The sequence below is a fragment of the Falsiroseomonas sp. CW058 genome (genome assembly GCF_050563535.1).
Lineage (GTDB): Bacteria > Pseudomonadota > Alphaproteobacteria > Acetobacterales > Acetobacteraceae > Falsiroseomonas.
Genome location: NZ_JBNXUO010000050.1, coordinates 1 through 25,666 on the forward strand (window position 1 = coordinate 1; position 25,666 = coordinate 25,666).

Below are 25,666 nucleotides of genomic sequence, written 5' to 3' on the forward strand. Positions count from 1 at the left end.
CACGGGCTGCGGCCGCACCAGCGGGTCGCCATGTTCCGCGAAGGGATCGGGCAGGTCGGGGACCGCCGGCAGGGGCGCCGCCCAGGGTGCGGCGGAGGGGCCGGGCGTGGCGGATGGCGGCGCGAAGGGATCGGGCGATGCCGCGAAGGCGGGCCCGCCGGCCGCGGGCGGCGCCTGCGGGGGCAGCGGCGCCAGGCGCGGCGCGGGTTGCGGGGCGGGCGCAGACGCCGGGTTCAGGTCCAGGTCCCAGTCGTCCGGGATCACCGCCTTGCCGGCCGGCAGCGATGGCGGGACCATGAAGGCCTCGGCGGTCGAGGGCGCGTGGTCCGGCATCGGGGCGGCGTCGTCGCCGAAGGGGTCGAAGTCGTCCGGCAGAAGCCCGCCGCCCGCGCCCGGCGGCGTGCCCATCCCCGGCAGGGCGCCACCGAAGCCCGGCTGCGCACCGAAGCCCTGCGGCGTACCGAAGCCCTGGGGCGCGGAGGCGCCGAAGGGGTCCGCGGCCGGCGCGGCGGGGCCGCCGCCCCACCCGGCGCCGGGGGCCGTGGCCTCGGCGATCCGCACCTCGATCTCGTAGGCGCCGAGGCGCAGGCGGTCGCCGTCCAGCAGCGGGCGCACCTGGTCGCGCCCCACCGGCGCCGCGCCGTGGTTGACGAAGGTGCCGTTGGTGGAGGTGTCGCGCAGCTGCCAGCCGCCGCCGAAGAACTCCACCACGCAATGCCGCTTCGACAGCACCCGGTCCGGATCGGCGAGCTGCCAGTCGCATTCCGCCCCGCGGCCGAGGCTGATCTCCCCGCCCGTCGCGCGCCTCTCCTCCGGCACCACGTTGTCCGGGCAGCGCAGGACGGAAAGCGTGATCTCCCCCATCCCCGTCACCCGCCGATCAGCACGGTGGGGAAGCCCATGACGATCGTGCCGCCATGGCCGCATGTGTCGCCGATGCGGGCGGCCGGCAGCTTGCCGACCAGCACGGTGGCGCTGCCCTTCGCGATGACGTCGGGCGGCCCGACGCAGACGCACATGTCGCTGATGCGCGCCTGCGGCAGCTTGCCGGTCAGCACCGTCGGCATGCCGCTGATGATCGGCCCGCCGACATGCGGGATGGGCGGCAGCCCGGGCGTCACCATCGGGCAGACATGCATGTCGGTGATGCGTGAGGCGGGAGGGCCTGCCATCTCACGCCGCCTCCGGCGTGATCCGACCGGCGCCGCCCTGCGCGATCTCCCGCGCCGAGGCGAGGAAGCGCGAGAGGCGGTCCTGCGCGCGTTCCGGCTGGAAGCGCACGGCCGCCAGCACCACGCCGCCGCTGATCGCGACGCCGGTCAGGTGTTCGGGCGGCGGCACGGCGGGCTGGCCGGCGGGCGCCATGCTGCCGCCGCTCCAGAAGGCGCCGACCGCGGCCCAGGCCTCGGGCGTGCGGAAGCCGGTGCGCTGCGCGCATTCCATCGCGGCGCGGCGCAGCGCGTCGTCGCCCGGGCGGCGCACCCAGGCCTCGGCGGCCAGCAGCGCCTCGGCGTCGGCGGGCGCCAGCGACGGGTCGGGCACGGCGCGGGCACACATGCAGCCCCACCACACGGCCTCGCGCTTCGGCAGCGCATGCGCGGCCAGGCGAGCGGCCTCGTTGCGCAGCCCCGCGGCTTCCAGCCGCGCGATGCCGTCGGCCGCCGTCTCCGCCCCCGCCACCGCCGCGGCGGCGGGCGGCTCGAGCTCGAGCCGCGGCAGCAGCGGCGCGAGCGGGATGACGAGTTTCTGCAACGCCGTGCTCATCTCAGTTGATCATCACCAGGCCGCCCTTGATGATCACCATGCCGTCGCCGCTGTGCTGGGCCAGCGGCGCCTTGGTCTCGATCATCGCCTGGCCCTCGGCCTTCACCATGATGCCCTTGATGGTCACGCCGGTCTGGTCGATGACGACGCTGTTGCCCCCGACCTTCAGCGTGATGCTCTGCATCGCCTCGATCGTGACGGCGCCGAGGTCGCATTTCAGGCCGAAGTTGCCCATGCCGAGCTTCAGGTCGTCATTGCCCATCTTCAGCTTGGTCGCGCGGTTGCCCATGTCGATCGACAGGGTCTCGTCGCCTATCTTGATGGTCTCGGTGCGGCTGCCCTTCTCGAGCGTGTAGGTGTCGTCCGCATCCTTGATGGTGGTGGTGCGGGAATTCTTGATCGTCTCGACCTGGTCGTGGCCGACATTGCGCGTCTCGTCGTTCTCGACCTCGACCGTCAGGTCCTTCTGGGCGTGGACCAGCACCTCCTCGCTGCCCTTCTTGTCCTCGAAGCGCAGGATGTTGGCGTCGGCCTTGCTGTCGGACTTGTAGCTGCGCGTCCGGTAGCCGGTCTGTGTCTTGTTGGCGCCCGGGTCGAAGGGCGGCGGCGCGTCCTTGCCGTAGACCGAGCCGACGACCAGCGGGCGGTCCGGGTCGCCTTCCAGGAAGGCGACCAGCACCTCGTCGCCGACGCGCGGCAGGAACCAGGCGCCGCCCCAGGCGCCGGCCGCGGGCTGCATCACGCGCACCCAGATCGAGGAGGTGTCGTCGTCCTTCCCGAAGCGGTCCCAGCGGAACTTCACCTTGATCCGGCCGAACTTGTCGACATGGATCTTCTCCCCCGCCGGACCGGTCACGGTGGCGGATTGCAGCCCGGGCATCACCGGCCGCGGATGGCGCTGCGGCAGCGCCCAGGTGCGGCCGTTCATGGCCAGCCGCAGCGTCGCGCCGTAGCTTTCCGTCCCGCCCGCGCCGGCCACCAGGCCCGAATGGTCGAAGGCTTCGTGGCGGACGGCGGTGACGTGGTACTGCCGCTTGGTGACGCTCGCATCCTCGTTCTTCACGGCGACATGGAAACGCACGCCCGGCCGCAGGCGCGGGTCGCGGGCCTGGGCCTGGAACTCCTCCGACGCGCTCTCGGCGGCCGACATCTCGATGACGGCGGTGCCGGCATGGCCCTGCGTGCTCATCCCGCCCGGCCAGTGGAACACCTCGCCGAAGCCGTCCATCGCCGGCTCCTCGGCGAAGTTGCGGGTGTTGGCGTTCGATTCGAGCGTGACGGAAGGCTGGCTGCGCTCCTCGTCCATGTCGTGCAGCAGCGTCCGCCGGCTGCGTACGCGGTTCACCCGCCGCCAGCCCGACAGCATGTCGAGCTGGGTCGCCCCGTGCTCGGCCATCATCTCCGCCAGGTCGGCATAGGGAAAGTCGCCCGGCCCGCCGGCCACCTTCATCTTCGGCCCGGCGGCCGCATGCTCGAAATGGTAGGTGAGGCCCGCTTCCTCGAGCAGGCGGGAGACGAAGTGCAGGTCCGTCTCGTTGAACTGCGTGCAGTAGGGAAGCGGCGCCCCCGCGCCGGAGACGTTGAATTCCGGCGCCTGCAGGCCGTTGTCCTCCAGCACCTTGGTGACGATGTCGGTCACCGTCAGGTCCTGGAAGACGCGGCAATTCCGCCGGAGCGCGAGCAGCGCGAGCCGCGGCACCGCCACCAGCCGGTAGGTCATGCGCCCCGCCGCGCCCGCGCCCACCCGCTGGAACTCCGCCACCACCCCGCCGAAATGCCGCACCAGCGGCGACGGCCCGCGCTGCGTGACCGTGACGGTCACGTCCTTGCCGAGCAGGTCCTTGGCCTGGACGTTCGGGCTCTTGCCGAGCGCCTCCACCTCGATGGTGTAGGGAACGCCCAGTTCCTCGACGACGCTGAGCTTGACGGCGGTCAGCGCGTCATCGCCGAGGGGCGTCCTGATCCCGATCAATCGGGGAGGTTGCATGCCGAATGGGACCTCCGCTCGGCGTCCCGCGCAGAAGCGAGGGACCGCACGATCACGCTACCTACGATAGACATGCTTGCGCCCGGACGGAAGCAAGCCATTGCGGGCCGGCACCACCGCAGGACGAAATTCGCGGTGGTGGTGCGCGCGGGGCACTGTTACGCTGTCCTCTCTGCCGTCTTCGAACCCGCACCGGTGCCAGCGCATGTCGTCCCTTTCGTTCCCCGTCCCGCCCCGGCCGGCCCCAGGCCAGACGACCGGGCGGCTCCGACGCGGCATGGCGGTGCTGACGGCGGCGGCGATGCTGGCGGGCTGCGTCACCACGCGGGAAGGCCGGATCGGCGCCGATGACGGGTCCGACCCCTGCCGGGCGCAGCTCGTCGCGCTCGACAGCACCGGCAACTTCTTCGCCGAGGACATCCTGCGCGGCGCCGCCATCGGCGCGGTGGGCGGCGCCGCGCTCGGCGCCCTCGTCGCGGCGGCGGCAGGCGGGCGCGGGCGCAACGTCGCCGCGGGGGCGGCGATCGGCGCCGTCGGCGGCGGCCTCGTCGGGGGCGGCGCGGGCTACCTCTCCGCACGGCAGCAGCAGGCGACCGACCAGGCCGCTCTCGGCCAGGCGGTCGCGGGCGACCTGGCGGCGGAGAATGCGCAGCTCGACCGCACCCAGATCGCCTTCAACCAGCTGATGGACTGCCGCTTCGGCACCGCCCAGCGCATCCGCGAGGATGTCCGCGCCGGCCGCCTGGCCCGCCCTCAGGCCGAGGCGCGGCTGGCCAATATCCGCGCGGCCACCCAGCGCGACCTGCAGCTGGCGCAGACCATCAACCAGCAGATCGGCCGCCGCGGCGCCGAATTCGACACTGCGATCGACACCGTGGCCCCCGGGGTGAAGCAGCAGGTGCAGGCCGGGGCGGCGGTGGGCCGCACCGTGCCGGTGCAGACCCGCGCGGCGGTGCCGCTGAAGCTCCGCCCCGACGCCGCCTCGCCCGAGGTCGCCCAGCTTCCCCCGCGGGAGAGGGTGACGATCCGCCCCGCCGCCGCCGGCAACGTGCTGGTCGAGACCGCATCGGGCCTGCGCGGCTATGCCCCCGCCAGCGCCTTCCCCGAGGCGCGCGCCCTGCCCTCCCCCCCCGACCCCGCCGCCGCGTCCGACGGCGATGTCCGCTCCCTCGCCGCCAGCAACATCGCGCGGCGCGACAACTTCTCGGAGTCGGTGAGCAATGCGCAGCAGCTCGCCGAAGGCCGGGGATTCGAGCTGGCGAGCTGAGATGGGCGGGGGCCGGCGCCTCCTCGCCGCCATCGCGGTCCTCCTCGCGCTCCTGCCGCTCGGCGGCGCGGCGCAGGACCCCCCGCAGCAGCCCTTCCTGCGGGTGGAGGCGCTGGCCCACACCGCCCCGGTCGCGCGGCTCGCCACCGATGCCGCGGGGCGGATCCTCGCCAGCGTGTCGGACGACAAGACGCTGCGGCTGTGGGACCTGCCCGAAGGCACCGCCCGCGCGGTGATCCGCCCGCCCATCGGCACCGAGCAGGAGGGCGAGCTCTACGCCGTCGCGCTCACGCCCGATGGCGCGCGCGCCTTCGTCGCGGGCTGGACCGGCCAGGCCTGGGACCGCGCCTTCGCCATCTACCTGTTCGACACGTCGACAGGGCGGCTGCTGGCGCGGCTGCCCGGGCTGCCCGCGCCGGTGCAGCACCTGGCCGTGTCGCCCGATGGCACGCGGCTGGCCGCCGCCTTCGGCGGCCGCGCCGGCATCCGCGTGTGGGACGCGCGCAGCGGCGCGCCGCAATGGGAGGATGCGGGCTTCGCCGCTCCCGCCCGCATGGTGGCCTTCGATCCCGCCGGCACGCGGCTGGCGGCAACCGGCGCCGATGGGCGCGTGCGCGTCTACGAGGCAGGCGGCCGCAAGCTGGTCGAGCGCGCGCCGGTCCCGGGCGGGCGGCCCTTCGGGCTCGCCTGGTCACCGGATGGCGCCTTGCTGGCGGTGGGCTTCGACGACCGGCTGCGGGTCGAGATCCTGGCGGCGGCCGACCTGCGGGGCGTCTTCGTCCCCGATACCTCCGGCCTGCTCGGCGAGGGGTTGCCGGCCGTGGCCTGGGCGTCGGACGGGCGCGGCGGGGTGCAGCTGCATGCCGCCGGCTACGCCCGCCGCGCGCCCCTCGCTCCGGCGCGCGGCACCGCGGCGCCCGGCGCCGATGCGCGGCGGGACTTCGTCATCCGCCGCTGGGCCGATTTCGGGCTCGGCCCCGCCACCGACATTCCCGCCGCGCGCGATGCCATCGCGCATCTGCTGGCCATGCCCGGCGGCGGCATCGCCTATGCCGCCGCCGATCCGGGCTGGGGGCGGCTTGCGCCGGACGGGGTGCTGGCGGTGGCGCCGCGCCCGCCTGGGGCGGATTTCCGCAACACCGGCGCCGCGCTCGCCATCTCGTCCGACGGCACGCGGCTGCAGGTGCCGCTGCGTCCGGGCGAAGCCCCGGTCACCTTCGACTCGCTCGCCGGGACGCTGGCGCGCGGCGCCGGGCCGGGCTTCGCGCCGGCGCGCACCGCCGCGGGCCGGCTGGCGCCGGTGGATTGGCGCAACTCCAACCGACCGCGGCTCGGCCAGGCGCCGCTGCGGCTGGGGGAGGGGGAATTCTCCCGCAGCCTGGCGATCCTGCCGGACGAGTCCGGCCTGCTGCTCGGCACCGACACGCATCTGCGCCTGTTCGATGCGGCGGCGCGCCCGCTGGCCGCCCTTCCCGTCCCCGGCGCCGTCTGGGGACTGGCGGTGGCGGGGGAGATCGCGGTGGGCGCGCTGGGCGACGGGACGCTGCGCTGGTGGCGCATAGCGGGCGGGACCATCAGCGAACAGGCGGCGCTGTTCATCCATGCCGAATCGCTGCGCTGGGTGCTGTGGACGCCGGAAGGGCTGTTCGACCATGCGCCGAATGGCGGGCAGGAACTGGTGGGGCTGCACCTCAATGCCGGGCGCGCGCAGACGCCGGAATGGGCCAGCTTCCAGCAGGCCTATCGCGCGCTCTACGCGCCCGCGGCGGTGCGCGGCCGCATCGCAGGGGATGCCGCCCCGGCGCGCGACCGGCTCGCGCAGCTCGGCGAGATCAGGGCCCGCGTCGGGCGGCTGCCGCAACTCGCGCCGCGCGCGGCCTGTGCGGTGGTGGGGGCGGAGTGCGCGCCGGTGGCCTGGGACGCGCGCGCCCTGCCGGACGGCGCGACGGCGCTGCGGCTGAGCTTCGCCGCGACCGACCGCGGCCTCGGCCTCGGCCCGCTCGACCTGCTGGTGAATGACCGCATCGCCGCGCGGCTGGAACCCGCGGCCGGCGACCTGGTGGCGGAACTGCCGCTCGACCCCGGGCCGAACCGCATCGCGACGCGGCTCTATGCCGGCGACCGGACCCTGTTCGCCGAGGGTCCCGCGCTCGACCTTCGCCGCGCGGGCGGGTCGCAGCCGGGCGCCGATGCCGGGCGGCTCGTCGTGCTGGCGATCGGCGTCAACCGCTACGCCAATGAGGCGCTGAACCTGAACTTCGCCGTGCCGGACGCGCAGGCGGTGGCGGACACGCTGCGCGCGGGGGCGGGGGCGCTGTTCCGCGACGTGCGGGTGACGGTGCTGCGCGACGGCGAGGCGACGCGGCGCGGCGTGCTCGACGCGCTGGACCGCGTGGCGCGGGACACCACGCCGCAGGACACCTTCGTGCTCTACATCGCCGGGCACGGTGTGCGGACGGAGCCGGACCAGAGATTCCTGTTCCTGCCGCATGACGCGACCGACACGAGCGACTGGACCAGCCTCCGCCACCAGGGGATAGAGGATTCGGTGCTGGTCGCGGCACTGGCCCGCATCCGCGCGCGCGACGGCATCCTGCTGCTGGACACCTGCCATGCCGGGCAGTTGACAATGGACCAGCTCTCGGCGCTCGGGAACGAGACGGGGCGCTTCCTCCTCGCCGCCTCCACATCCGTGCAGGAGGCGCTGGACAGCTACGACGACCGCAACGGCGTCTTCGCCTTCGCGGTGCGGGAGGCGCTGACCGGGCGCGCGGCGGACACCGAGGGCCGGGTCAGCGCGCTGGCGCTCGGCGAATGGGTCATGCGCCGCGTTCCCCAGCTTGCGGCGGAACGGCGGCACAGCCAGGACGCGGTGTTCAGGACCGCAAGCCGCGACCTGCGGAGCTTCCCGCTCGCCGAGGCGCGGCGGTAGCGCGCGACCTGCAAGGGCGTGCGGCACCCCCGCGTCGCCCCCCGTACATGGTGAAGGCGGCGCGAGGTTGCCGCACCGCCCCCGGTGGCGCCCCGGTCCCGGCGCCATGGCCTTGCCGGGCGTCGCGGGGGGACTTGCCCCCCCGCGCGGCCAGGTTCAGCCCGACTTCGAGAGCGCGAGGTCGTAGATGATGTGGCCGGTGGTCGTCGGCTTGAACTTGTCGTCGATCTTGATGTACTCGCTGTCGAACTTCGTGAAGTTCAGCGAGAAGCTCTCGCTCGGCCGGTCGCCGCCGCTACTCAGGCTGTAGCCGCTGACCAGGCAGTTGTGCAGGATGTACTTCTGGTAGGCGATGTGCTTGCCGTCCGCGTCGGTCTGGGTGATGTCGATCTTCACCTCCTTCGCGTCGCCGCCGATCGCTTCCTTCAGCAGCAGGGGCGAGAACTCGTCCATCGTCTTGGTCAGCGTGATCTCGGAGACGGACGGCGCCGTCGCCTCACGCTTGGAGGCGCCGCCGGTGCCGGCCGAGATGCCGCGGCCGACTCCCCACTGGAAGCTGTTGACCTCCACCCACTTGGCGTAGCCGGTCGCCGTCGCCTCGCCGTTCAGCGAGCCATACTTCACGAAGATCGCCATTGCGCGGTCCCTTGTTCCTGGAAAACCTGCCGTCCCCGCCTTGTCCTGCCTCGGCGCCGGGGTCGTTCAGCCGAGGTCGTACCGGAAGCCACCGGCGTCATCCATGCCGACATGCACCCGGTTGATCTCCTCACCCTTCGCCAGCCGCTCCAGGATGCCCGCCGAAAGCTGGGGCAGGAGCGTGCGGCTGAGGATGTTGTCGATATTGCGCGCGCCGCTTTCCACTTCCTTGCAGCGCGAGACGATGGTCTCCGGCACGCTGTCGTCGAATTCCAGCGGCACGCCGTAGCTCTCCCGCACCCGCTTGCCGATGCTGCGCAGCTTCAGGACGCAGATCTTCTTCAGGATCTCGTCCGCCAGCGGGTAGTAGATGACCACGTTGCAGCGGCCGAGGAAGGCCGGCTTGAACACCTTCAGAAGGTCGGGCTGCAGCGCGTCCCGCAGCGGCTCGGGGTCGGGCGCGGTGTCGGGGTCGGCGCAGAGCTTCGCGATGGTGTCGGTGCCGGCATTCGACGTCATGATGATGACGGTGTTGCGGAAGTCGATGTCCCGCCCCTCCCCGTCCTTCATCTGGCCCTTGTCGAAGACCTGGTAGAATACGTCCTGCACGCCGGGATGGGCCTTCTCCATCTCGTCGAGGAGGACGACGGAATAGGGCCGGCGGCGCACCGCCTCGGTCAGCACGCCGCCTTCGCCGTAGCCGACATAGCCGGGGGGCGAGCCCATCAGGAGCGAGACCTTATGCTCCTCCTTGAACTCGCTCATGTTGATGACCGTCAGGTTCTGCTCCCCGCCATAGAGCAGGTCGGCGACCGCAAGCGCGGTTTCGGTCTTGCCGACGCCGGAGGTGCCGGCCATCAGGAAGACGCCGATCGGCTTGCGCGGGTCGGTCAGCCCGGCGCGGCTGGTGCGGATGGCCTGGGCGATGGCGTCGAGCGCATGGTCCTGGCCGACCACGCGCTCCATCAGCTTCGCCTTCAGGTTCAGCACGGTCTTGATCTCGTCCGAGACCATCCGGCCGACCGGGATGCCGGTCCAGGTCGCCACCACCTCGGCCACCGCCTGGCCGTCCACCACGGGATGGACCAGCGGCTCCTCCCCCTGGAGGACCTTCAGCGCGGACGCGGCTTCGGCGAGTTCGCGCCTCACCGCCTCGGGGTCGTCGGGGGGCGGGCTGCCGGCGCCGGCGGGGACCAGTTCCAGCGTCGCCGTCTCGGCCCGCGCGCGGAGGTCGCGCATGCGGGCCACCAGCGCCTTCTCCTCTGACCAGCGGGCATTCAGCGAATCGAGTTCGGCCTGCGCCTTCTCCCGCTCCGCTTCCAGCGCGGCGCGGCGGGCGGCGTGGTCTGTGCCGGTGGCGGCTTCCCGCCCGATGGCGGCAAGCTCGGTCGCGATCAGCTCCAGCCGGCGCGTCCGGTCCTCGATCGGGGCGGGGATGGAGGCCTGGCTCATCGCCACCCGCGCGCAGGCGGTGTCGAGCAGGGAGACGCCCTTGTCGGGAAGCTGGCGCGAGGGGATGAAGCGTGCCGAGAGCTTCACCGCATCCGATATCGCCTCGTCCAGGATGCGCACGCCGTGGTGCTTCTCCAGCGTGGCGACGAGGCCGCGCAGCATCGCCATGGCCAGCGGCTCGGACGGTTCCTCGACCTTCACCACCTGGAAGCGGCGGGTCAGAGCGGCGTCCTTCTCGAAATACTTCTTGTACTCGGCCCAGGTGGTGGCGGCGACGCAGCGCAGCTCGCCGCGGGCGAGGGCCGGCTTCAGGAGGTTCGCGGCGTCGTTCTGCCCGGCCTGGCCGCCCGCGCCGATCAGCGTATGCGCCTCGTCGATGAACATGACGATGGGCACCGGGCTCGACTTCACCGCATCGATGACGCCCTTCAGGCGGTTCTCGAATTCGCCCTTCACGCCTGCGCCGGCCTGCAGCAGGCCGAGGTCGAGGGACATCAGCTTCACCCCGCGCAGCGCCGCCGGCACGTCGCCGGCCGCGATGCGCAGCGCCAGCCCTTCCACCACCGCGGTCTTGCCCACGCCCGGCTCGCCGGTGAGGATCGGGTTGTTCTGCCGGCGGCGGGTCAGGATGTCGACCATCTGCCGGATCTCGGAGTCGCGGCCGAGGATCGGGTCGATCTTGCCGGCCTTCGCCTGCGCCGTCAGGTCCGTGCAGAACTGGTCGAGCGGCCCGCCGCCCCGCGGCGCATCGGCCGGGGGCGCGCCGCCGCCGGGTGCCGCGGCTGCGGCTTCGGCGGCCCCGGCCTCGTCGCTGCCCGCCGCGAGCGCGGCGAGGTTCTTCCGCACCAAGTCGGCCGGGAGCGCCATCAGCGACGGGCAGCTGTCCTTGACGGTGCGCGCCAGCGCATCGTCGGACAGCAGGGCGGCCAGCAGGTGGCCGCTGCGGATCCGCGCCGAATTGGCCTCCAGCGAGGCGATCAGCCAGGCTTCGCGCAGCCAGGTGACGATGTCGGGGGACAGCGCGGGGGCGCGGGCGTTGCCGGTCTTCAGCCGGTCGAGCGCGCGGGTGAGTTCGGCGGCGACCTTGCCGGCATCGACCTCCTGCTTGCGCAGCACATGCGCGATGTCGCTGCCCGGCGTCTCCACCAGCTTCGCGAGGACGTGTTCGATCTCGACGTTGTAGTGGCTGCGCGACAGGGTCAGTCCGGCCGCGGCTTCCAGTTGCCGACGGCAGACCTCGCTCAGACGTCCGACCACGGACTTCAGATCGACAGCAACCATGACGTTACGCTCCTCTCCCGCGGCCAGGACGGTTTCCGCCCCTGGCCCGGGACGTTCTGGGATGGCAAGCTAACTCCCGGTTGCACCCGTGTCCACAACGGGAAGTTGAGCCGAAGCCCGTTCGAGGGTCCGGCGAAACAGGGCAACACATTCATCACGAAGTCGCGAGGCGAAAGACGACATGGCGGAGGACCCGATCGACCTGCAGGCGCTGCTCGCCCCCCTGCCCGCTGGCGAGGGCGGGGCGGGAGAGGACCTCCGCACCGACTACTCGCCCGCCTCTCCCTACCAGCGGCTGCGCGATGCGCGCGGCGCCGCGCGCGCCGAGGAACGGGCCCGCGACAGCGAGGGCGATACCGAGAGCGTCCCGGCCGAGGGCTGGCGCGACGTCAGCCGGATCGGGCAGGAGGTCCTGGCCGCCCGCTCGAAGGACTTCGAGGTCGCGGCCTGGCTGACCGAGGCGCTGGTGCGCCACCACGGGCTCGCGGGCGTCGCGGCCGGGGCGAAGCTCATCGCCGGGCTCTGCGACGCCTTCTGGGCCACCGGCTTCCCCGCCGCCGAGGAGGAGGGGCTGGAGGACCGCAACTCCGCCATCGGCGGCCTTGCCGGGGCGGGGGCGGACGGCACCATCATGCAGCCGCTGCGCCGCCTGGCGCTGTTCCGCCGCGCCGACGGCACGCCGCTCGGCCTCTACCAGTGGGACCAGGCGGAGGAGACGGAGGGGATCGCCAACGAGGAGCGCAAGCAGGCGCGGCGCGATGCCGGGGTGCCGGAGCTGGCAACGCTGGAGGCGGAGGCCCGGCTCGACCGCGCCTACCTTGCCGGCACTGCGCGCGGTGCTGCCGCCGCGCTCGACGCCTGGCGCGCGATGGAGACGACGCTCGAGACCTGGTTCGGCGGCGATGCGCCGGCGACGCGCAACGTCACCCGCCTGCTGGAGCGGATGATCGAGGTGGCCACCCGCCTCGGCGGCGCCGAGGCGGCCGGCGCCGGGGCGGAGGACCCGGCCGAGGCCGCGACCGCCGCGGCGGTGGGCGGCGCGGCGCCGGCTGCGGCTGCGGCGGCTGGCGCGGCGGCGGGCGGCGCGCTCCGCACCCGCGACGACGCGCTGCGCGAGCTTGGCCGGGTGGCGGAGTTCTTCCGGCGAACGGAGCCGCATTCCCCCCTTGCCTATACGCTGGAGGAGGCGGTGCGCCGCGGCCGGATGACGCTGCCCGAGCTGCTGGCCGAGATCCTGCCCGACGAGGAGACGCGCAACGCGATGCTCAGCAGGCTCGGCATCCGGCCGGAGGCGCAGCAATAGCGGCCGCGGCGGCGCCTTCCCCGGCCGGGCCGCCGGCCGGGTGCGCCCGACGCGACTTGCCGGGCCCTGGCACCCGCAACGGTTGACGACGGGCGGGCCGGGCGGCTTAAGCTGTGGCGGAAGACGGCGGCGCCAGGGCGGGTCGGCTGCGCAATCCTGCGCAGCGCCATCCGGACTGCCCGGCCATCACGAAGGGGCGGCAAGGGAACATGAGCAGCGTCCACGACAAGCTCGCGCGGGTGCGCAAGCCGCGCGTCCACATCACCTACGAGGTCGAGACCGAGGGCGCCGCCATCGTGCGCGAGCTGCCCTTCGTGGTCGGCGTGATGGGCGACTATGCCGGCGACCCGGCCGAGCCGCTGAAGCCGCTGGCCGAACGCAAGTTCGTCCAGATCGACCGCGACAACTTCAACGACGTGATGGCCCGCATCGCGCCCGGCCTGAACCTGAAGGTGGACAACACCCTGGCGGGCGACGGCAGCCAGATGGCGGTGAACCTCAAGTTCCGCTCGATGGACGACTTCGAGCCGGCGAAGGTGGCCGAGCAGGTGCCCGCGCTGAAGGCCCTGCTCGACACCCGCGCGCGCCTGCGCGACCTGATGAGCAAGGTCGACCGGTCCGAGGAGCTGGAGGGCCTGCTGGAGCAGGTGCTTCAGGACAAGTCGAAGCTCGACGCCCTTTCGGCCGAGCTCGGCCTGAACAAGCCGGAGGGCTGAGCCCATGAGCGCGACCCAGGGCCAGGCCGCCGGCGCGGCCACCGAGACCACGGAAGCGGGCCTCGGCCTGCTCGACCAGGTGATCGGCGCGACCAAGCAGACCGAGCGCGACCGCGCGGAGGAGCTGATCAAGGCGCTGACCGAGGAGGCGCTGAAGGGCACCGTCACCTTCAGCAAGAACCTCAACCAGACCTTCGACCGCGCCATCGCCGCGATCGACGCGAAGGTGTCCGAGCAGCTGAACCAGGTGCTGCACCACCCGCGCTTCACGCAGCTGGAAGGCAGCTGGCGCGGCCTGCACTACCTGGTGATGAACAGCGAGACCGGCACCAGCCTGAAGATCCGGATGCTGCAGCTCTCCAAGAAGGAGATGTCGCGCGACCTCCAGCGCGCCGTCGAGTTCGACCAGAGCCAGCTGTTCAAGAAGGTCTACGAGAACGAGTTCGGCACCCCGGGCGGCGAGCCCTACGGCACGCTGGTCGGCGACTACGAGTGGACCGCGCATCCGGACGACGTCGAGACGCTGCGCCTGGTGTCGAACGTGGCGGCCGGCGCCTTCGCGCCCTTCATCTCGGGCGTCGGCGCCGGGATGTTCGGGATGCAGGACTGGCGCGAACTGTCGAAGCCGCGCGACCTGGCCAAGATCTTCGAGACGCAGGAATACGCCAAGTGGCGCGCCTACCGCGAGACGGAGGATGCGCGCTTCGTCAACCTCGTGATGCCGCGCGTCATCGCCCGCCTGCCCTACGGCGCCGCGACCAAGCCGATCGAGGAGTTCGCCTATGAGGAAGCGCCGCGCAACGCGGACGGCTCCGCCAAGGCGATGGACCACAACCACTACTGCTGGATGAACGCGGCCTATGTCATGGCGCAGCGCATGACGGACGCCTTCGCCCAGTACGGCTTCTGCACCGCCATCCGCGGCGCCGAGGGCGGGGGCAAGGTGACCAACCTGCCGAACCATGTCTTCGTCTCGGACGACGGCGACATGGACGCGAAGTGCCCGACCGAGATCGGCATCACCGACCGTCGCGAGGCGGAGCTGTCCGGCCTCGGCTTCCTGCCGCTCTGCCACTACAAGAACACCGATTACGCGGTGTTCTTCGGCGCGCAGTCGACCCAGAAGCCGAAGAAGTACGACCGGCCGGAGGCGACGGCGAACGCCGCCATCTCCGCCCGCCTGCCCTACCTCATGGCGACGAGCCGCTTCGCGCATTACCTGAAGGTGATGGCGCGGGACAAGATCGGCTCCTTCATGGAGGCGTCGGACTGCGAGAACTGGCTGAACCGCTGGATCCAGAACTTCGTGAACCCGATGGAGGGCGCGGGCCAGGAGGCGCGGGCCAAGTATCCGCTGCGCGAGGCGCGGATCGAGGTGAAGGAGGTGCCGGGCAAGCCCGGCGTCTACAACGCCGTCGCCCACCTGCGCCCGTGGCTGCAGATGGAGGAACTCACCACCTCCATGCGCATGGTCGCCCGCATCCCGCAGAAGTCCTGATCCCGAAGGGCGGCGGCCATGGCTGACGCGGCCGCCGCCGCACCACTTCGCGACCTGGTCCTGGCAGGGCGCTTCCTCGGCGCAGGGGGCGCCCAGGCCGGGGCGGATCTCGCGGCGCTGGTCGCGGCGAGCGATCCGGCCACCATCCTGCGCGGCTGGTTCGGCGAGGCGCGGCTCGCCGCCCTCGCACGCGACCGCGCCCCGGCGGATGCGCTGCGCGGGATGCTGGACCGCGACGTCGCGGCCATCGATGCCCTGCTCTCCGCGCAGCTCGACGCGGTGCTGCACCACACCCGCCTGCGGCGGCTGGAAGGGTCCTGGCGCGGGCTCGCCTGGCTGGTGGACCGGCTGCCGGCGACCGGCGGCCGCGTGCGGCTGAAGCTGCTCAGCGCACGCTGGGCGGAGCTGTGCCGCGACCTGGAACGCGCGGTGGAGTTCGACCAGAGCCAGCTGTTCCGCAAGATCTACGAGGAGGAGTTCGGCACCGCGGGCGGCGAGCCCTTCGGGCTGATGGCCTGCGACTACGAGATCCGCCACATGCCGGCCGCCGACCACCCGACGGACGACCTCAACGCGCTCGGCTCCCTCGCCACCGTCGCAGCGGCGGCCTTCACGCCGATGGTCTTCGCCGCCTCCCCCGCGCTCGTCGGGCTCGACAGCTTCGCCGAGGCGGGGGCGGCCTTCGACCTGGCGGATGCGCTGAACGGGCCGGAACACCAGCGCTGGCGCAACGCCTCCTCGCAGGAGGACATGCGCTTCCTCTGCATTGCGCTGCCGCGCGTGCTGGCGCGCGCGCCCTGGCCCGACGACGGCAGCCGTGCCGACCGCTTCCGCTACCGCGGCCATGCGGCCGGCGCCGCGCAGCGCGTCTGGACCACGCCTGTCTACGGGCTCGCGGCAGCGGCGATCCGCGCCTTCGACCGCTATTCCTGGCCGGCCGAGGTGCGCGGGGCGGAACCGCAGGAGGAGCCGACCGGCGGCGTGGTGGATGGCCTGCCCTGGGAACGCTTCCCCTCGGACCCGCCGCATGGGCCGCCGCCCCGCCCGCCGCTTGAACTGGCGCTGACGGATGAGCAGGAGCGGCAGCTGAGCGACGGTCGGCTGGTGCCGCTCTGCGCGCTCGAAGGCCTGCCGGAAGCGAGCTTCGGGGCACTTCCCTCGCTGCACCGCCCGCCGCGCATGTCCACCGCCGTGGCGGATGCCAACCAGCGGTTGTCCACGCAGATCAACACGCTGCTCTGCGTTTCCCGCTTCGCGCATTGCGTGAAGCTGATGGGGCGCGACATGATCGGCTCCAACCGGGAAGCCCCCGACATCGAGTTCGAGCTGCAAAGGTGGCTGAACCGCTTCATCAGCGGGCTCGGCGGCGGCGGCGCCGAGGTCACGGCGAAGTATCCCCTGCAGGATGCGCGCGTGGAGGTGCGGGAGAGACGCGGGCGGCCCGGCGTCTATGGCTGCACCATCCATCTCCGGCCCCACCACCAGCTCGACGAGGTCGGCGCGGCCTTCCGCCTGGTGACCGAGTTCGTACCCCGGAAGGCGGCCTGATGCCGTCCCGCCGCCTGCCCGCAACCACAGCGCCCCCCGCCCGCAGCCGCGGCACCGGGACAGAAGGATACCGATGCCATGACCACCGCAGGTGACGCCTTCCGCGCCGGCGACCTCGCCGGGGCCCTTGCCGCCGCCACCGCCGCGGTGAAGGCGAAGCCCGCCGATGCCGATGCGCGCTGGCTGCTGGCCGAGCTGATGCTGTTCGCGGGAGAGGCGGAGCGGGCGGACAAGATGCTCGACGCCGCGGCGCTGGCGGAACCCAACCCGGCGGTGCTGGAATTCCGCAAGCTGCTCCGTGCCGAGGTGGTGCGCGCGCAGGTGCTGCGGGAAGGCCGGGCGCCGAAATACCAGGGCGGGGAGGCGACGCCCGCGCAGCAGGCTGCGCTGCGCGCACGCGTGCTGCTGCGGGCGGGCGATGCCGCCGGCGCGGCGGCCGCGGCGGCCGAGGTGGAGCAGCTTCGCCCCCGCGCGCCGGGCAAGGCCGGGGATGTCGCCTTCGACGACCTGCGCGACGCCGACGACCTGTTCGCCGCCGAGTTCGAGATCCTGACCACCGCGGGCGACCACATGCTGGTCCCGGTGGAGCGCGTCCGTTCGCTGTCCTTCGACCCGCCGCGCCGGCCGCGCGACCTGTTCTGGCGCCGCTGCTCGATCGACCTGAAGGACGGGACCGAGGGCGTGGTGTTCATGCCCGCGCTCTACCTCGGCGCCGAGCCGGAGACGGACGGCGCGCTCCGCCTCGGCCGCGCGACGGAATGGGTGGAGGATGGCGGGCCGGTGCGCGGCCGCGGCCAGCGCCTGCTGCTGGCGGGGGAGGAGGCGGTGCCCCTCGCCGCGGCAACCACGCTGGTGTTCGATTGAGCGGCATCCGCACCCCGTCCGGCACGCGCGGCGCGCCGCAGCGGGCGCGGCTGCCGCTGCTCGACCGGCTGCTGGATTCCGGCGCCGCCGAGGGCCCGCCGCCGAGCGCGGCGGCCGCGCTGGAGATCCTGCGCGCCGCGGTGCGGCGCGACCTGGAGGCGGTGCTGAACGCGCGCCGCCGCCGGGTTCCGCTGCCCGCGACCTGCCCGGAGCTCGTCACCTCGCCGCTCAACTACGGCATCCCCGACGCCACCTCCGGCGCCTATGCCGTGCCGGAGCGCCGCGCCGCCCTTGCGCGCGAGGTGGAGGCGACGATCCGCCGCTTCGAGCCGCGGCTGACGGACATCCATGTGGAGCTGCTGGGCGCCGACGACGAGCTGAGCCGCGCGCTGCGGCTGAAGGTCCATGCCGTGCTCCGCGCCGACCCGGTGCCGGAGCCGGTGAGCTTCGAGACGCTGCTGGAGCCCGTCTCGCGCGATGTCAGCGTGCAGGAAGGCTGATGTCGGACGAGCTCCTCCCCTACTACAACCGCGAACTCGCCGCGATCCGGCAGCTCGCGGGCGAATTCGCCGAGGCCAACCCGAAGGTCGCCGGCCGCCTGCGGATGACGCCGGACACGGTGGACGACCCGCATGTCGAGCGGCTGCTGGAGGGGGTCGCCTTCCTCGCCGCGCGCGTGCAGCACCGGCTCGACGACGAGCTGCCGGAGCTCACGGACGCGCTGCTCGAACTGCTCTGCCCGCACCTGCTCGCGCCCGTGCCCTCGCTCACCACCGTGCGGCTGATGCCGAAGCCGGAAGCCACCGGAGCGTCCCGCGTGCCGCGCTTCACCCAGCTGGAGACGGAGCCGGTGCGCGGGGAACGGCTGGTCTACCGCACCTGCCAGGAGACGGTGCTGTGGCCGATCGCGATCGAGGGGGCGAAGCTGTCGGGCCTGCCCCTGCCGGCGCCGCACAACCCGCAGGCGCAGGGCGCGGTGGCGGTGCTGCGGCTCGTGCTCGGCACCACGCTGCCGGGGCTGACGGTGGCGGAGACCGGGCTAGACCGGCTGCGGCTGCACCTGCGCGGCGCCGGGCAGCAGGCGATCCAGATCCTGGAGCTTCTCTGCACCTCCACCCTCGGCATCGCGCTCGCCGACGGGCCGGGTGACCCGCGGCCGACCTTCCTGCCGAAGGAGGCGCTGCGCCATGTGGGCTTCGCCCCCGACGAGGCCGCCCTGCCCTGGCCGCCCCGCGCCTTCAGCGGCCATCGCCTGCTGACCGAGTATTTCGCCTATCCCCAGAAGTTCCTCTACCTCGACCTCGACGGGCTGGAGGCGCGCAGCCTGGTGCAGCGCAGCCAGACGATGGAGGTCTTCGTCTACCTCTCCCGCGCCGTGCCGGAGCTGGAGCGGGTGCTGGGCGTGGACAGCTTCGCGCTGGGCTGCACGACGGCGGTGAACCTGTTCCGCCAGCCCTGCGAACCCATCCCGCTCGACGGCACCCAGTCCGACTGGCTGGTCGTGCCCGATGCGCGGCGGCCTGCCGCGCTCGAGGTCTACGGGATCGAGACGGTGCGCCTGACCCGGCCCGAGGACCCGCGCCCGCGCCGCGTGCCCGCCTTCCACCGCCTGAAGCACGAGGAGGGTGCCGACGAGGAGGCGCCGGGCATGAGCTGGATCGCCAGCCGCCGCTCCGCGCCCGGCATCCTCGGCGGCAGCGAGACGCGGCTGATGCTGCGCGACCCGCAATTCGACCCCGCCCTGCCGGCGGACGGCGTGCTCGGCCTCGATGCGCTGTGCTGCAACCGCGACCTGCCGTCGCTGCTGCCTTTCGGCGGCGGCCAGCCACGGCTGCGCATCGCCGATGCGACCGCGCCCGCCGCCTCGGCCGAATGCCTGTCGCCGCCGACGCCGACGCTCCGCCCGCAACTGCGGGAGCGCAGCGGCTGGCGGCTCGTCTCTCATCTCGCGCTCAACCACCTCGGCGTCACCGGCGGGCCGCAGGCGGCGCAGGCCCTGAAGGAGATGCTGCGCCTGCACGACCTGCGCGACACGCCGGAGACGCGCATCGCCATGGAAGGGCTGGTCGCGGTGAACGCCGCGCCGGGGATCGCGCGGCTGCCGGGCGTGCGGCCGGGCAGCTTCGCGCGGGGCCTCGACGTCACCCTCACCTTCGAGCCGCAGGCCTGGCAGGCGGGCGGGCTGTTCCTGCTGGCGGGCGTGCTGGAACGCTTCCTGGCGCTGCAGGTCTCGGTCAACGGCTTCGTCCGCACGCGCGCGGCGCTGCGCGGGCGGGGCGATGCCGCGGCGTCCTGGCCGCCGCGCAGCGGCACGCGGGTGCTGCTGTGACGGCGCGGGGCATGACGGACCGGCCCGCGCCCTCCCCGCTCGAACGACTGCAGAAGGAACCGACGCGCTTCAGCCTGGACCAGGCGGCCGCGGTCATCGCGCCCGGGCGCGACCCGGTGGAGATCGCCTTCCGCACCCAGCCGCGGCTCGGCGCCCCGGGCGGGGAGGTGACCCAGGCGAAGCCGGAGGCGGGCGAGATCGTCAGCCCCGTCTTCGGCCTGATCGGGCCGGGCGGGGTGCTGCCGCGCCACTACACGGCGACGGTGGGCGCCGAGTTGCGGCGGCGGTCCACCGCGCTGCACGGATTCCTCGACATGCTGGCCCGCCGCTTCACCGGGCTGTTCGTCAAGGCGGGGTCCAAATACCGCCCCGCGCGCGACCCGAAGCCGGCAGAAAGGGTTCTGGCCGCCGCGGCCGGGCTCGGCACGCCGCACCTGGCGGAGCGGCTGGCGAGCCCGCTTCCGGCCCTGCTCTACCACGCCGGGACGCTCGCCGCGCGCAGCCGCAGCGCGGAGAGGCTGCGCGGCCTGCTGTCGGAGGAGACGGGGACGGCGGTGGAGGTGGTGGAATTCGCCGGCGGCTGGATCCGCCTGCCGCCGTCCGAGCAGACCCGCCTGCCGGCGCGCGGGCGCGCGGGCGGCAACGGGCGGCTCGGCGTCGACGCGGCGCTCGGCGCCCAGGCCTGGGACCCCTGCGCGCGCTTCCTGCTGCGGCTGGGCCCGCTGACGCTGCCGCAGTTCGAGGCGCTGCTGCCCGGCGCGCCGCTGCATGGCCGCCTGGTCGAACTCACCCGCCTCCAGGTCGGGCTGGAACAGGATTTCGCCTTCAACCCCGTCCTCGCCGCCGGCGAGGTGCCGCCGCTGAAGCTCGGCGGCGGCGCCCGGCTCGGCTGGACCGGCTGGCTCACCACCCCGCGCCCGCGCCGCGCCGATGCGGCCGATGCGGTCCTCAGCCCCCTCGCGCCCGGAACCCGCGCCGCATGAACGACAGCACCTGGGCGCGCGGCTATCCCGTGCTGGAACCCTACCCGCCGGCCTGGCATCCCTTCCAGTCGCCCGCCCATCTGCGCGCCGCCTGCGCCATCCAGGGCGTCGCGTGGGAGGCGGGGCCCGAGACGCCGCTGAGCATCTGCGACATCGGCTGCGGCAGCGGCTACACGGCCAATGTGCTGGCCGCGGGCAGCCCACACTGGCAGGTGCTCGGGCTCGACTACAACCCCGCCCACATCGCCGAGGCACGGTCCTTTGCGGCGGCTGCCGGGCTGGCCAATGCCCGGTTCGAGGAGGTGGACCTCGCCGAGCTCGACGGCGCGGCGCTGGACCGCCTGCCGGAATTCGACCTGGTGTCGCTGCACGGGCTGTGGTCCTGGGTGGATGACCGCGTGCGCGACGGCGTGCTGCGCCTGCTGCGCCGCAAGCTGAAACCGGGCGGCATCGCGCTGGTCACCTACAACGCGCTGCCCGGCGCGGCCACGGCGCTCGGCCTCTGGAAGCTGGTGCGCGCGGCGCTGCTGGCGGGGGGCGACCTGCAGGGGCGCATCGCCGCCGCGCGCGGGATGGTCGAGAAGCTGGTGGCGAGCGAGGCGCGCCACCTGCTGCCCTCCACCTGGCGGTCCCTCCTGCTCGGCGAGATGGGGCAGGCGCGGCAGGGCTACCTGCTGCACGAATTCCTGACCGAGCACTGGCGCCCCGCCTTCTTCGCCGATGTCGCCGCGGCGATGGCGGGCGCGCGGTGCGAGCATGTCGGCAGCGCCACGCTCGACGAGAACTTCCCCGGCATGACGCTGAGCCCGGACCAGCAGGCCCTGTGGCACGCCGCCCCGGATGCGGCGGCGCGGGAACTGGTGAAGGACCTCTGCGTGCCGCGTGCCTTCCGGCGCGACATCTTCATGCGCGGCATCCGCCGCGTCCCGCGCGATGCCGCCTGCGACGCCATCACGCTGGCCGCCGACGACCTGCGCCCCGGCCCGCGCAAGCTGGTCGCACAGGCCGGCGAGGCGGAACTGCCGGCGACGCTGCTGGACCCCATGCGCGCGGCGCTGGCCGAGCGCCCGCGCAGCGTGGCCGAACTGCGCGCCCTGCCCGGCTGCGGCGGCGTCACGCCGCCCGAGCTGGTGGCGATGCTCGTGGGCAGCCACTGCGCGGCGCCGCTGTGGCGGATGCCCGGCAGCGGTCCCGGCTGGGCGGAAGCGGCGGCGGCGGCGCAGCGCCTCAACGCCGTCGCGGCGCGGCGGCTCGCGCCGCATGGCGTCGGGTCCGGCGGGCGGCTCGCCCTCGCGACCCCCGCGCTCGGCGGCGGCCTGGCGGTGGAGGCGCTGGAACTGGCTGTGGCGTCGGCGCTGACGCAGCTGCCCCCCGACCCCGATGGCGGCGTCGAATTCGGCGCGCTGGTCCACGCGCTGCTGCCCGCCGGCGCCCCGCCGCCGCCCGAGGCGCTGGACAGCCTCCGCGACCAGCTGGTGCCGCTGCTCGGGCAGAGGCTGCCGGTGTGGCAGGCGCTCGGCATCGTTTGACGGCGCCCGCAGCCGGGCATGAGCCTGAAACGGGTGAAACGGAACGACACCTCAACCTTCGCGGCCGGCCGTGCTATCATCCGGCGGGGACGGAGGACGGCCATGCGACCTGCGCTGACGATCGCCACGATGCTCGGGCTGCTGGGCGGGCTGCCCGCGTCCCAGGCGGCGGCGCAGGACCTCGTGCCCGGCGTGGAAAGCCTTATCGAGGGGCTGCAGCCCGATGCCGGGCTGCGGCGCGGCATCCGCCTGCCGGCCACCCCGGCGCCGGACGGCACGCCGCTGCCGCCGCTGGGGCAATCCGCGGCGCCTGCGCCTTCCCCCGGGGCGCTTGCCGCCACCACCGCGCCGCCGGGGGTGGCCGCCGTGTCGCTCACCGTGAACTTCGCGACCGGGTCGGCGGCGCTGACGCCGCAGGCGGAGGCGGTGCTGGACAATCTTGCCCGCGCGCTCGCCTCGCCGCAGCTCACGCCCTTCCGCTTCCGGGTGGAAGGCCATACCGACACGGTCGGGTCGCGCACCCTGAACCAGGCCCTGTCTGAAGCCCGCGCCGGGGCGGTGCGGGACTACCTCGTGCGGCGGCACCGCATCGCGGCGGCCCGGATCGAGGCGGTGGGCCTCGGCGAACAGCAGCCCCTGGTCCCAACCCCCGACGAGACGGCGGAGCCCCGGAACCGCCGCGTGCAGATCCTGAACCTCGGCGGCTGACGGCCGCCACCCCCGGAGACCGAAGCATGGCCCGCACCCCGATCCCGTTGACCGCCGCGACGGCGCTCGCGGCCCTCATGCTGGGCTGGCCGGCGCCCGCACCGGCGCAGAGCGACCCGGCGGCGCTGCAGCTGATCGAGCAGCTGCGGCCGCGCAGCGGCGGCCAGACGCGCGGCATCCGCCTGCCTGCCCCGGCCGATGCCGGCACGCCCGCGCCGGCCCCGGTGGCGCCGGCCGCGCTGCCGCAGCCCTCGATGCCGACGCCCGCGGCCAGCCCGCCCATCGCCGCCCCGGCCATCGCCCCGGTGCGCCCGGCCCCTGCCGCGCCGGTGCCGGCCAGCGTCGCTCCCGCCCCGCGCCCGGCCGCGCCTTCCGCCGTCCCGGCCGCCACCACGGCGCCGGCGGGGGTGCCGGCGGTGTCGATCACGGTCACCTTCCCCAGCGGGTCCGCCGCGCTGACGCCGCAGGCCGAGGCCGCGCTGTTGCCGCTCGGCCGCGCGCTGTCCTCGCCCGACCTCGCGCCCTACCGCTTCCGGATCGAGGGGCATACCGACACGGTGGGCGACGCATCGGTCAACCAGCGCCTGTCCGAACGCCGCGCGGAGGCGGTGCGGGCCTATCTGGTGCAGAAGCACGGCGTGTCGGCCGGCCGGCTGGAAGCCGTGGGCCTCGGCGAGGAGCGCCCGGTGGTGCAGACCGGTGACAACGTGGACGAACCGCGCAACCGCCGGGTCCAGGTCATCAACCTCGACGGCTGATGCGGCATCCCGATGACGGGGGATGACGACGACACGGTGCGACTGCGCCCCGGGGAACCACCCCCGGCCCGCCCTGCGGCGGCCACGCCGGCGGGGATCCCGGACGGCCCGGCGCGGCCGCGCCTGCCCGCCCCCCGCCGCGCATTGCCGGTCGGCAGGGTGCTGTCGGGACTGGCGGTCGTGCTGGCGGCCGGCGGCGGCTGGTGGGCCTGGCAGCAGGGGCTGCTGACCCTGCCCTCCGCCGCGCGCCTGGTCGCGCCGGCGCCGCCCCTTCCCGCCGGCCCGCCGCCGGCGGCGCCGCTGCCCCCCTCCGCGCCGCCGGCCGCCTTGCCCGCCCCGCCGCGGCTCGACGCGCTGCCCCCGCTGCTCGACGAGAGCGGCATCCTGGCTCACCGCGCGGCGGAACCGCGGCTGCTGCGCCTGGCCGACAACCCCGCCATCTTCGTCATCGACTTCCCGACGCTGGACTGGCAGGGCGCCGCGATGAACCGCGCCGCCGCCCTGATCGAGAAGGCCGGCATGCCGCGCGACCGCATCGTGCAGCCGGACGAGCTGGCGGCGGCGATCGCCCGCGCGGGCGACACCGCCGCGACCTTCTACTACGGCCACAACTACGCGGGCTCCGTCCTGGCGCGGTTCTTCCGCATCGCGGCGCGCGACGCGGTCGCGCTGACGGCGGAGGAGGCGTGGCTGGAACGGCAGTTCCGCCTGGCGCGGTCGCTGGTGCCGGAAGGGCAGGAGATCGCGATCCTGACCATCGCCGGGCCGGACCACAGGATGGACCCGGAATGGCGCGCCACGGTCCTGCGCCACGAACTCGGCCACGGGCTGTTCGCGACCCGCCCTGCCTATGCCGAGCATGTCCGCCGCGTCTGGCGCGAACGCTTCACCGAGGCGGAGCGCGCGGCCTTCCGCGCCTTCCTCGCGCGGGAGGACTACGACCCGTCGAACGAGGAGCTGATGATCGACGAGGCGCAGGCCTACCTGCTGCACACGCCGAGCCCGCGCTTCTTCGCGCCGGTGCATGTCGGCATGGACGAGGCCGGGCTGGCGCGGCTGCGTGCCCTGATGCGCGAAGGCGCGCCGCACCTGCCGCGCTGACCCGCGCGGTCAGCGTCGCGCCACCGTCTCCACCACGACGGCCCGCGCGGACACCCGCACCCCCGCCTCCCGCGCGGAGCGCAGCGCGGCGGCAAGCGCGGCGACGTAGTTGTCGAGCGGCTCGATCACCGGGCGCGGCTGGGCGAAGAGCGGGCGTTCCGATGCGAAGACGATGATCATGTCGGTGCCGAAGGGCTCGTCGACCTCCCACCCCGGGAAGCCCTGCCGCGGCTCCCCGAGGCGCACGCGCGCGCCGGCGGGCTGCGTGTGGGACGGCACGAGATGCGCGATCTCGCCCGACTTCATCAGGTAGCTGACATAGAGATGGCCGGGACGGTCCGGCAGTTCGACATCGAGCCGCAGCAGGTCGCCGCGCTGCAGCGGCAGCGTCCCGACGATGGAGACGCGCGGCGCCTCCTCCGGCCGGGCGGCCACCTGGCGGATGGTGTCGAGCGCGCCGCAATAGGGGCCGTCGAAGGGCGTGAGCCGCAGCGTCGCGGCCTGGGCGGGGATGTTGCGGTCGGCAAGGGCGCGCATCACCTGCGCCTCGCCGCCGCGGCGCAGCACGCCGGCGACGGACAGGGTGCCCTCGCCGCCCGTGCCGTCGAGGAGGCTGCACGGCGCGGCCGATGCCGCAGCCATCGCGGCGGCGCGGAAATCGATCCGCGGGTTCGGCACCGCGACCTGCACGGGTGGCGCGGGCGGTGCCACCGGCGGCGCCGGCGGGCCGGAGACCGGGCCGGGCACCACGGGCGTCAGCACGCCCAGGCCGGGCGGCACGGAAGACCCGGCGGCAGGGGGTGCGGGCGGCACGGCCGGGGCCGCGATAACCGGCGGCGGCGCGGCGGGCCCGGACGGTGCGACGGGCGCCGGCGGCAAGACGGCCGGCGCAGCCACGCCGGACGGCGCGGCCCCGGGCACCGCTGGCGGCAGGTCGGGCTGCGACGACGGCACGGCGGGCGCGGCCTGGATGACCGGCGCCGGCGCCGGCACGGGCGGCGGGCCGGCGC

At 74.1% G+C, this 25,666-nt stretch carries 21 protein-coding genes; 14 read left to right on the forward strand and 7 right to left on the reverse strand.

Annotated features, from left to right (window positions below; all coding sequences use genetic code 11):
• The 4 genes from ACK8OX_RS23910 to ACK8OX_RS23925 form a co-directional block, all read right to left on the reverse strand.
• Nucleotides 1–864, reverse strand: an 864-nt coding sequence (locus ACK8OX_RS23910) for an FHA domain-containing protein (RefSeq protein ID WP_430666785.1), incomplete at its 3' end; no start/stop codon positions are given.
• Between the two features lie 5 nt (nt 865–869).
• Nucleotides 870–1,172 (reverse strand): PAAR domain-containing protein, encoded by a 303-nt coding sequence (locus ACK8OX_RS23915; protein ID WP_430666786.1) that lies wholly within the window; start codon nt 1,170–1,172, stop codon nt 870–872.
• A gap of 1 nt (nt 1,173) precedes the next feature.
• On the reverse strand, nt 1,174–1,764 hold the full coding sequence (locus tag ACK8OX_RS23920) for a DUF6931 family protein (protein ID WP_430666787.1): 591 nt from the start codon (nt 1,762–1,764) through the stop codon (nt 1,174–1,176).
• A gap of 1 nt (nt 1,765) precedes the next feature.
• On the reverse strand, nt 1,766–3,736 hold the full coding sequence (locus ACK8OX_RS23925) for a type VI secretion system Vgr family protein (protein WP_430666788.1): 1,971 nt from the start codon (nt 3,734–3,736) through the stop codon (nt 1,766–1,768).
• 292 nt (nt 3,737–4,028) lie between these two features.
• Between ACK8OX_RS23925 and ACK8OX_RS23930 the strand changes: the two genes are divergently transcribed.
• Together ACK8OX_RS23930 and ACK8OX_RS23935 are read left to right on the forward strand one after the other, a co-directional pair.
• Nucleotides 4,029–5,018 (forward strand): hypothetical protein, encoded by a 990-nt coding sequence (locus ACK8OX_RS23930; RefSeq protein WP_430666789.1) that lies wholly within the window; start codon nt 4,029–4,031, stop codon nt 5,016–5,018.
• Nucleotide 5,019: 1 nt separating this feature from the next.
• Nucleotides 5,020–7,950 carry a caspase family protein gene (locus tag ACK8OX_RS23935; RefSeq protein WP_430666790.1) on the forward strand — a complete coding sequence of 977 codons (2,931 nt, stop codon included), beginning with the start codon at nt 5,020–5,022 and terminating at the stop codon, nt 7,948–7,950.
• A 156-nt stretch (nt 7,951–8,106) separates the two neighbouring features.
• Here the strand turns inward: ACK8OX_RS23935 and ACK8OX_RS23940 are convergent, their stop codons facing one another.
• Together ACK8OX_RS23940 and tssH are read right to left on the reverse strand one after the other, a co-directional pair.
• Complete coding sequence (locus tag ACK8OX_RS23940) at nt 8,107–8,586, reverse strand: Hcp family type VI secretion system effector (RefSeq protein WP_430666791.1); 480 nt, start codon at nt 8,584–8,586, stop codon at nt 8,107–8,109.
• 66 nt (nt 8,587–8,652) lie between these two features.
• Nucleotides 8,653–11,319: a type VI secretion system ATPase TssH gene (gene tssH, locus ACK8OX_RS23945; protein WP_430666792.1), complete on the reverse strand. Its 2,667-nt coding sequence runs from the start codon at nt 11,317–11,319 to the stop codon at nt 8,653–8,655.
• 181 nt (nt 11,320–11,500) lie between these two features.
• On the opposite strand from tssH, the gene tssA reads away from it, so the two are divergent.
• The 12 genes from tssA (at nt 11,501) to ACK8OX_RS24005 (ending at nt 24,656) form a co-directional block, all read left to right on the forward strand.
• Nucleotides 11,501–12,622 carry a type VI secretion system protein TssA gene (tssA, locus tag ACK8OX_RS23950; protein ID WP_430666793.1) on the forward strand — a complete coding sequence of 374 codons (1,122 nt, stop codon included), beginning with the start codon at nt 11,501–11,503 and terminating at the stop codon, nt 12,620–12,622.
• Between the two features lie 209 nt (nt 12,623–12,831).
• On the forward strand, nt 12,832–13,338 hold the full coding sequence (gene tssB / locus ACK8OX_RS23955; RefSeq protein WP_430666794.1) for a type VI secretion system contractile sheath small subunit: 507 nt from the start codon (nt 12,832–12,834) through the stop codon (nt 13,336–13,338).
• Nucleotides 13,339–13,342: 4 nt separating this feature from the next.
• Nucleotides 13,343–14,836, forward strand: coding sequence for a type VI secretion system contractile sheath large subunit (gene tssC, locus ACK8OX_RS23960; RefSeq protein WP_430666795.1), 1,494 nt, complete (start codon nt 13,343–13,345; stop codon nt 14,834–14,836).
• Nucleotides 14,837–14,854: 18 nt separating this feature from the next.
• Complete coding sequence (tssC, locus tag ACK8OX_RS23965; RefSeq protein ID WP_430666796.1) at nt 14,855–16,384, forward strand: type VI secretion system contractile sheath large subunit; 1,530 nt, start codon at nt 14,855–14,857, stop codon at nt 16,382–16,384.
• Between the two features lie 78 nt (nt 16,385–16,462).
• Nucleotides 16,463–17,248: a type VI secretion system accessory protein TagJ gene (locus ACK8OX_RS23970; RefSeq protein ID WP_430666797.1), complete on the forward strand. Its 786-nt coding sequence runs from the start codon at nt 16,463–16,465 to the stop codon at nt 17,246–17,248.
• The gene (gene tssE, locus ACK8OX_RS23975) at nt 17,245–17,748 is read left to right on the forward strand and encodes a type VI secretion system baseplate subunit TssE (RefSeq protein ID WP_430666798.1); all 504 of its coding nucleotides are present in this window, start codon (nt 17,245–17,247) and stop codon (nt 17,746–17,748) included. The genes ACK8OX_RS23970 and tssE overlap by 4 nt, the downstream gene beginning before the upstream one ends.
• Nucleotides 17,748–19,577 (forward strand): type VI secretion system baseplate subunit TssF, encoded by a 1,830-nt coding sequence (tssF, locus tag ACK8OX_RS23980; protein WP_430666799.1) that lies wholly within the window; start codon nt 17,748–17,750, stop codon nt 19,575–19,577. Before tssE ends, tssF begins: the two co-directional genes overlap by 1 nt.
• A gap of 11 nt (nt 19,578–19,588) precedes the next feature.
• Entirely contained in the window at nt 19,589–20,560 is a 972-nt protein-coding gene (gene tssG, locus ACK8OX_RS23985; protein WP_430666800.1) for a type VI secretion system baseplate subunit TssG, read from the forward strand.
• Nucleotides 20,557–22,089, forward strand: coding sequence for a class I SAM-dependent methyltransferase (locus ACK8OX_RS23990; RefSeq protein WP_430666801.1), 1,533 nt, complete (start codon nt 20,557–20,559; stop codon nt 22,087–22,089). Before tssG ends, ACK8OX_RS23990 begins: the two co-directional genes overlap by 4 nt.
• Before the next feature lie 102 nt (nt 22,090–22,191).
• Nucleotides 22,192–22,797: an OmpA family protein gene (locus tag ACK8OX_RS23995; RefSeq protein WP_430666802.1), complete on the forward strand. Its 606-nt coding sequence runs from the start codon at nt 22,192–22,194 to the stop codon at nt 22,795–22,797.
• A 26-nt stretch (nt 22,798–22,823) separates the two neighbouring features.
• Nucleotides 22,824–23,555, forward strand: coding sequence for an OmpA family protein (locus ACK8OX_RS24000; RefSeq protein ID WP_430666804.1), 732 nt, complete (start codon nt 22,824–22,826; stop codon nt 23,553–23,555).
• A gap of 12 nt (nt 23,556–23,567) precedes the next feature.
• Nucleotides 23,568–24,656: a hypothetical protein gene (locus ACK8OX_RS24005; RefSeq protein WP_430666805.1), complete on the forward strand. Its 1,089-nt coding sequence runs from the start codon at nt 23,568–23,570 to the stop codon at nt 24,654–24,656.
• 9 nt (nt 24,657–24,665) lie between these two features.
• On the opposite strand, the gene ACK8OX_RS24010 is transcribed toward ACK8OX_RS24005, so the two are convergent.
• The coding region (locus tag ACK8OX_RS24010; protein WP_430666807.1) for a DUF4384 domain-containing protein at nt 24,666–25,666 on the reverse strand (1,001 nt) is incomplete at its 5' end.

Excerpts from the sequence above, each read along its gene's own strand:
- ACK8OX_RS23915 (WP_430666786.1), bottom strand. The coding sequence starts at position 1,172 with ATGGCAGGCCCTCCCGCCTCACGCATCACCGACATGCATGTCTGCCCG.
- ACK8OX_RS23920 (WP_430666787.1), bottom strand. The coding sequence starts at position 1,764 with ATGAGCACGGCGTTGCAGAAACTCGTCATCCCGCTCGCGCCGCTGCTG.
- ACK8OX_RS23930 (WP_430666789.1), top strand. The coding sequence starts at position 4,029 with ATGGCGGTGCTGACGGCGGCGGCGATGCTGGCGGGCTGCGTCACCACG.
- ACK8OX_RS23935 (WP_430666790.1), top strand. The coding sequence starts at position 5,020 with ATGGGCGGGGGCCGGCGCCTCCTCGCCGCCATCGCGGTCCTCCTCGCG.
- ACK8OX_RS23940 (WP_430666791.1), bottom strand. The coding sequence starts at position 8,586 with ATGGCGATCTTCGTGAAGTATGGCTCGCTGAACGGCGAGGCGACGGCG.
- tssH (WP_430666792.1), bottom strand. The coding sequence starts at position 11,319 with ATGGTTGCTGTCGATCTGAAGTCCGTGGTCGGACGTCTGAGCGAGGTC.
- tssA (WP_430666793.1), top strand. The coding sequence starts at position 11,501 with ATGGCGGAGGACCCGATCGACCTGCAGGCGCTGCTCGCCCCCCTGCCC.
- tssB (WP_430666794.1), top strand. The coding sequence starts at position 12,832 with ATGAGCAGCGTCCACGACAAGCTCGCGCGGGTGCGCAAGCCGCGCGTC.
- tssC (WP_430666795.1), top strand. The coding sequence starts at position 13,343 with ATGAGCGCGACCCAGGGCCAGGCCGCCGGCGCGGCCACCGAGACCACG.
- tssC (WP_430666796.1), top strand. The coding sequence starts at position 14,855 with ATGGCTGACGCGGCCGCCGCCGCACCACTTCGCGACCTGGTCCTGGCA.
- ACK8OX_RS23970 (WP_430666797.1), top strand. The coding sequence starts at position 16,463 with ATGACCACCGCAGGTGACGCCTTCCGCGCCGGCGACCTCGCCGGGGCC.
- tssF (WP_430666799.1), top strand. The coding sequence starts at position 17,748 with ATGTCGGACGAGCTCCTCCCCTACTACAACCGCGAACTCGCCGCGATC.
- tssG (WP_430666800.1), top strand. The coding sequence starts at position 19,589 with ATGACGGACCGGCCCGCGCCCTCCCCGCTCGAACGACTGCAGAAGGAA.
- ACK8OX_RS23990 (WP_430666801.1), top strand. The coding sequence starts at position 20,557 with ATGAACGACAGCACCTGGGCGCGCGGCTATCCCGTGCTGGAACCCTAC.
- ACK8OX_RS23995 (WP_430666802.1), top strand. The coding sequence starts at position 22,192 with ATGCGACCTGCGCTGACGATCGCCACGATGCTCGGGCTGCTGGGCGGG.
- ACK8OX_RS24000 (WP_430666804.1), top strand. The coding sequence starts at position 22,824 with ATGGCCCGCACCCCGATCCCGTTGACCGCCGCGACGGCGCTCGCGGCC.
- ACK8OX_RS24005 (WP_430666805.1), top strand. The coding sequence starts at position 23,568 with ATGACGGGGGATGACGACGACACGGTGCGACTGCGCCCCGGGGAACCA.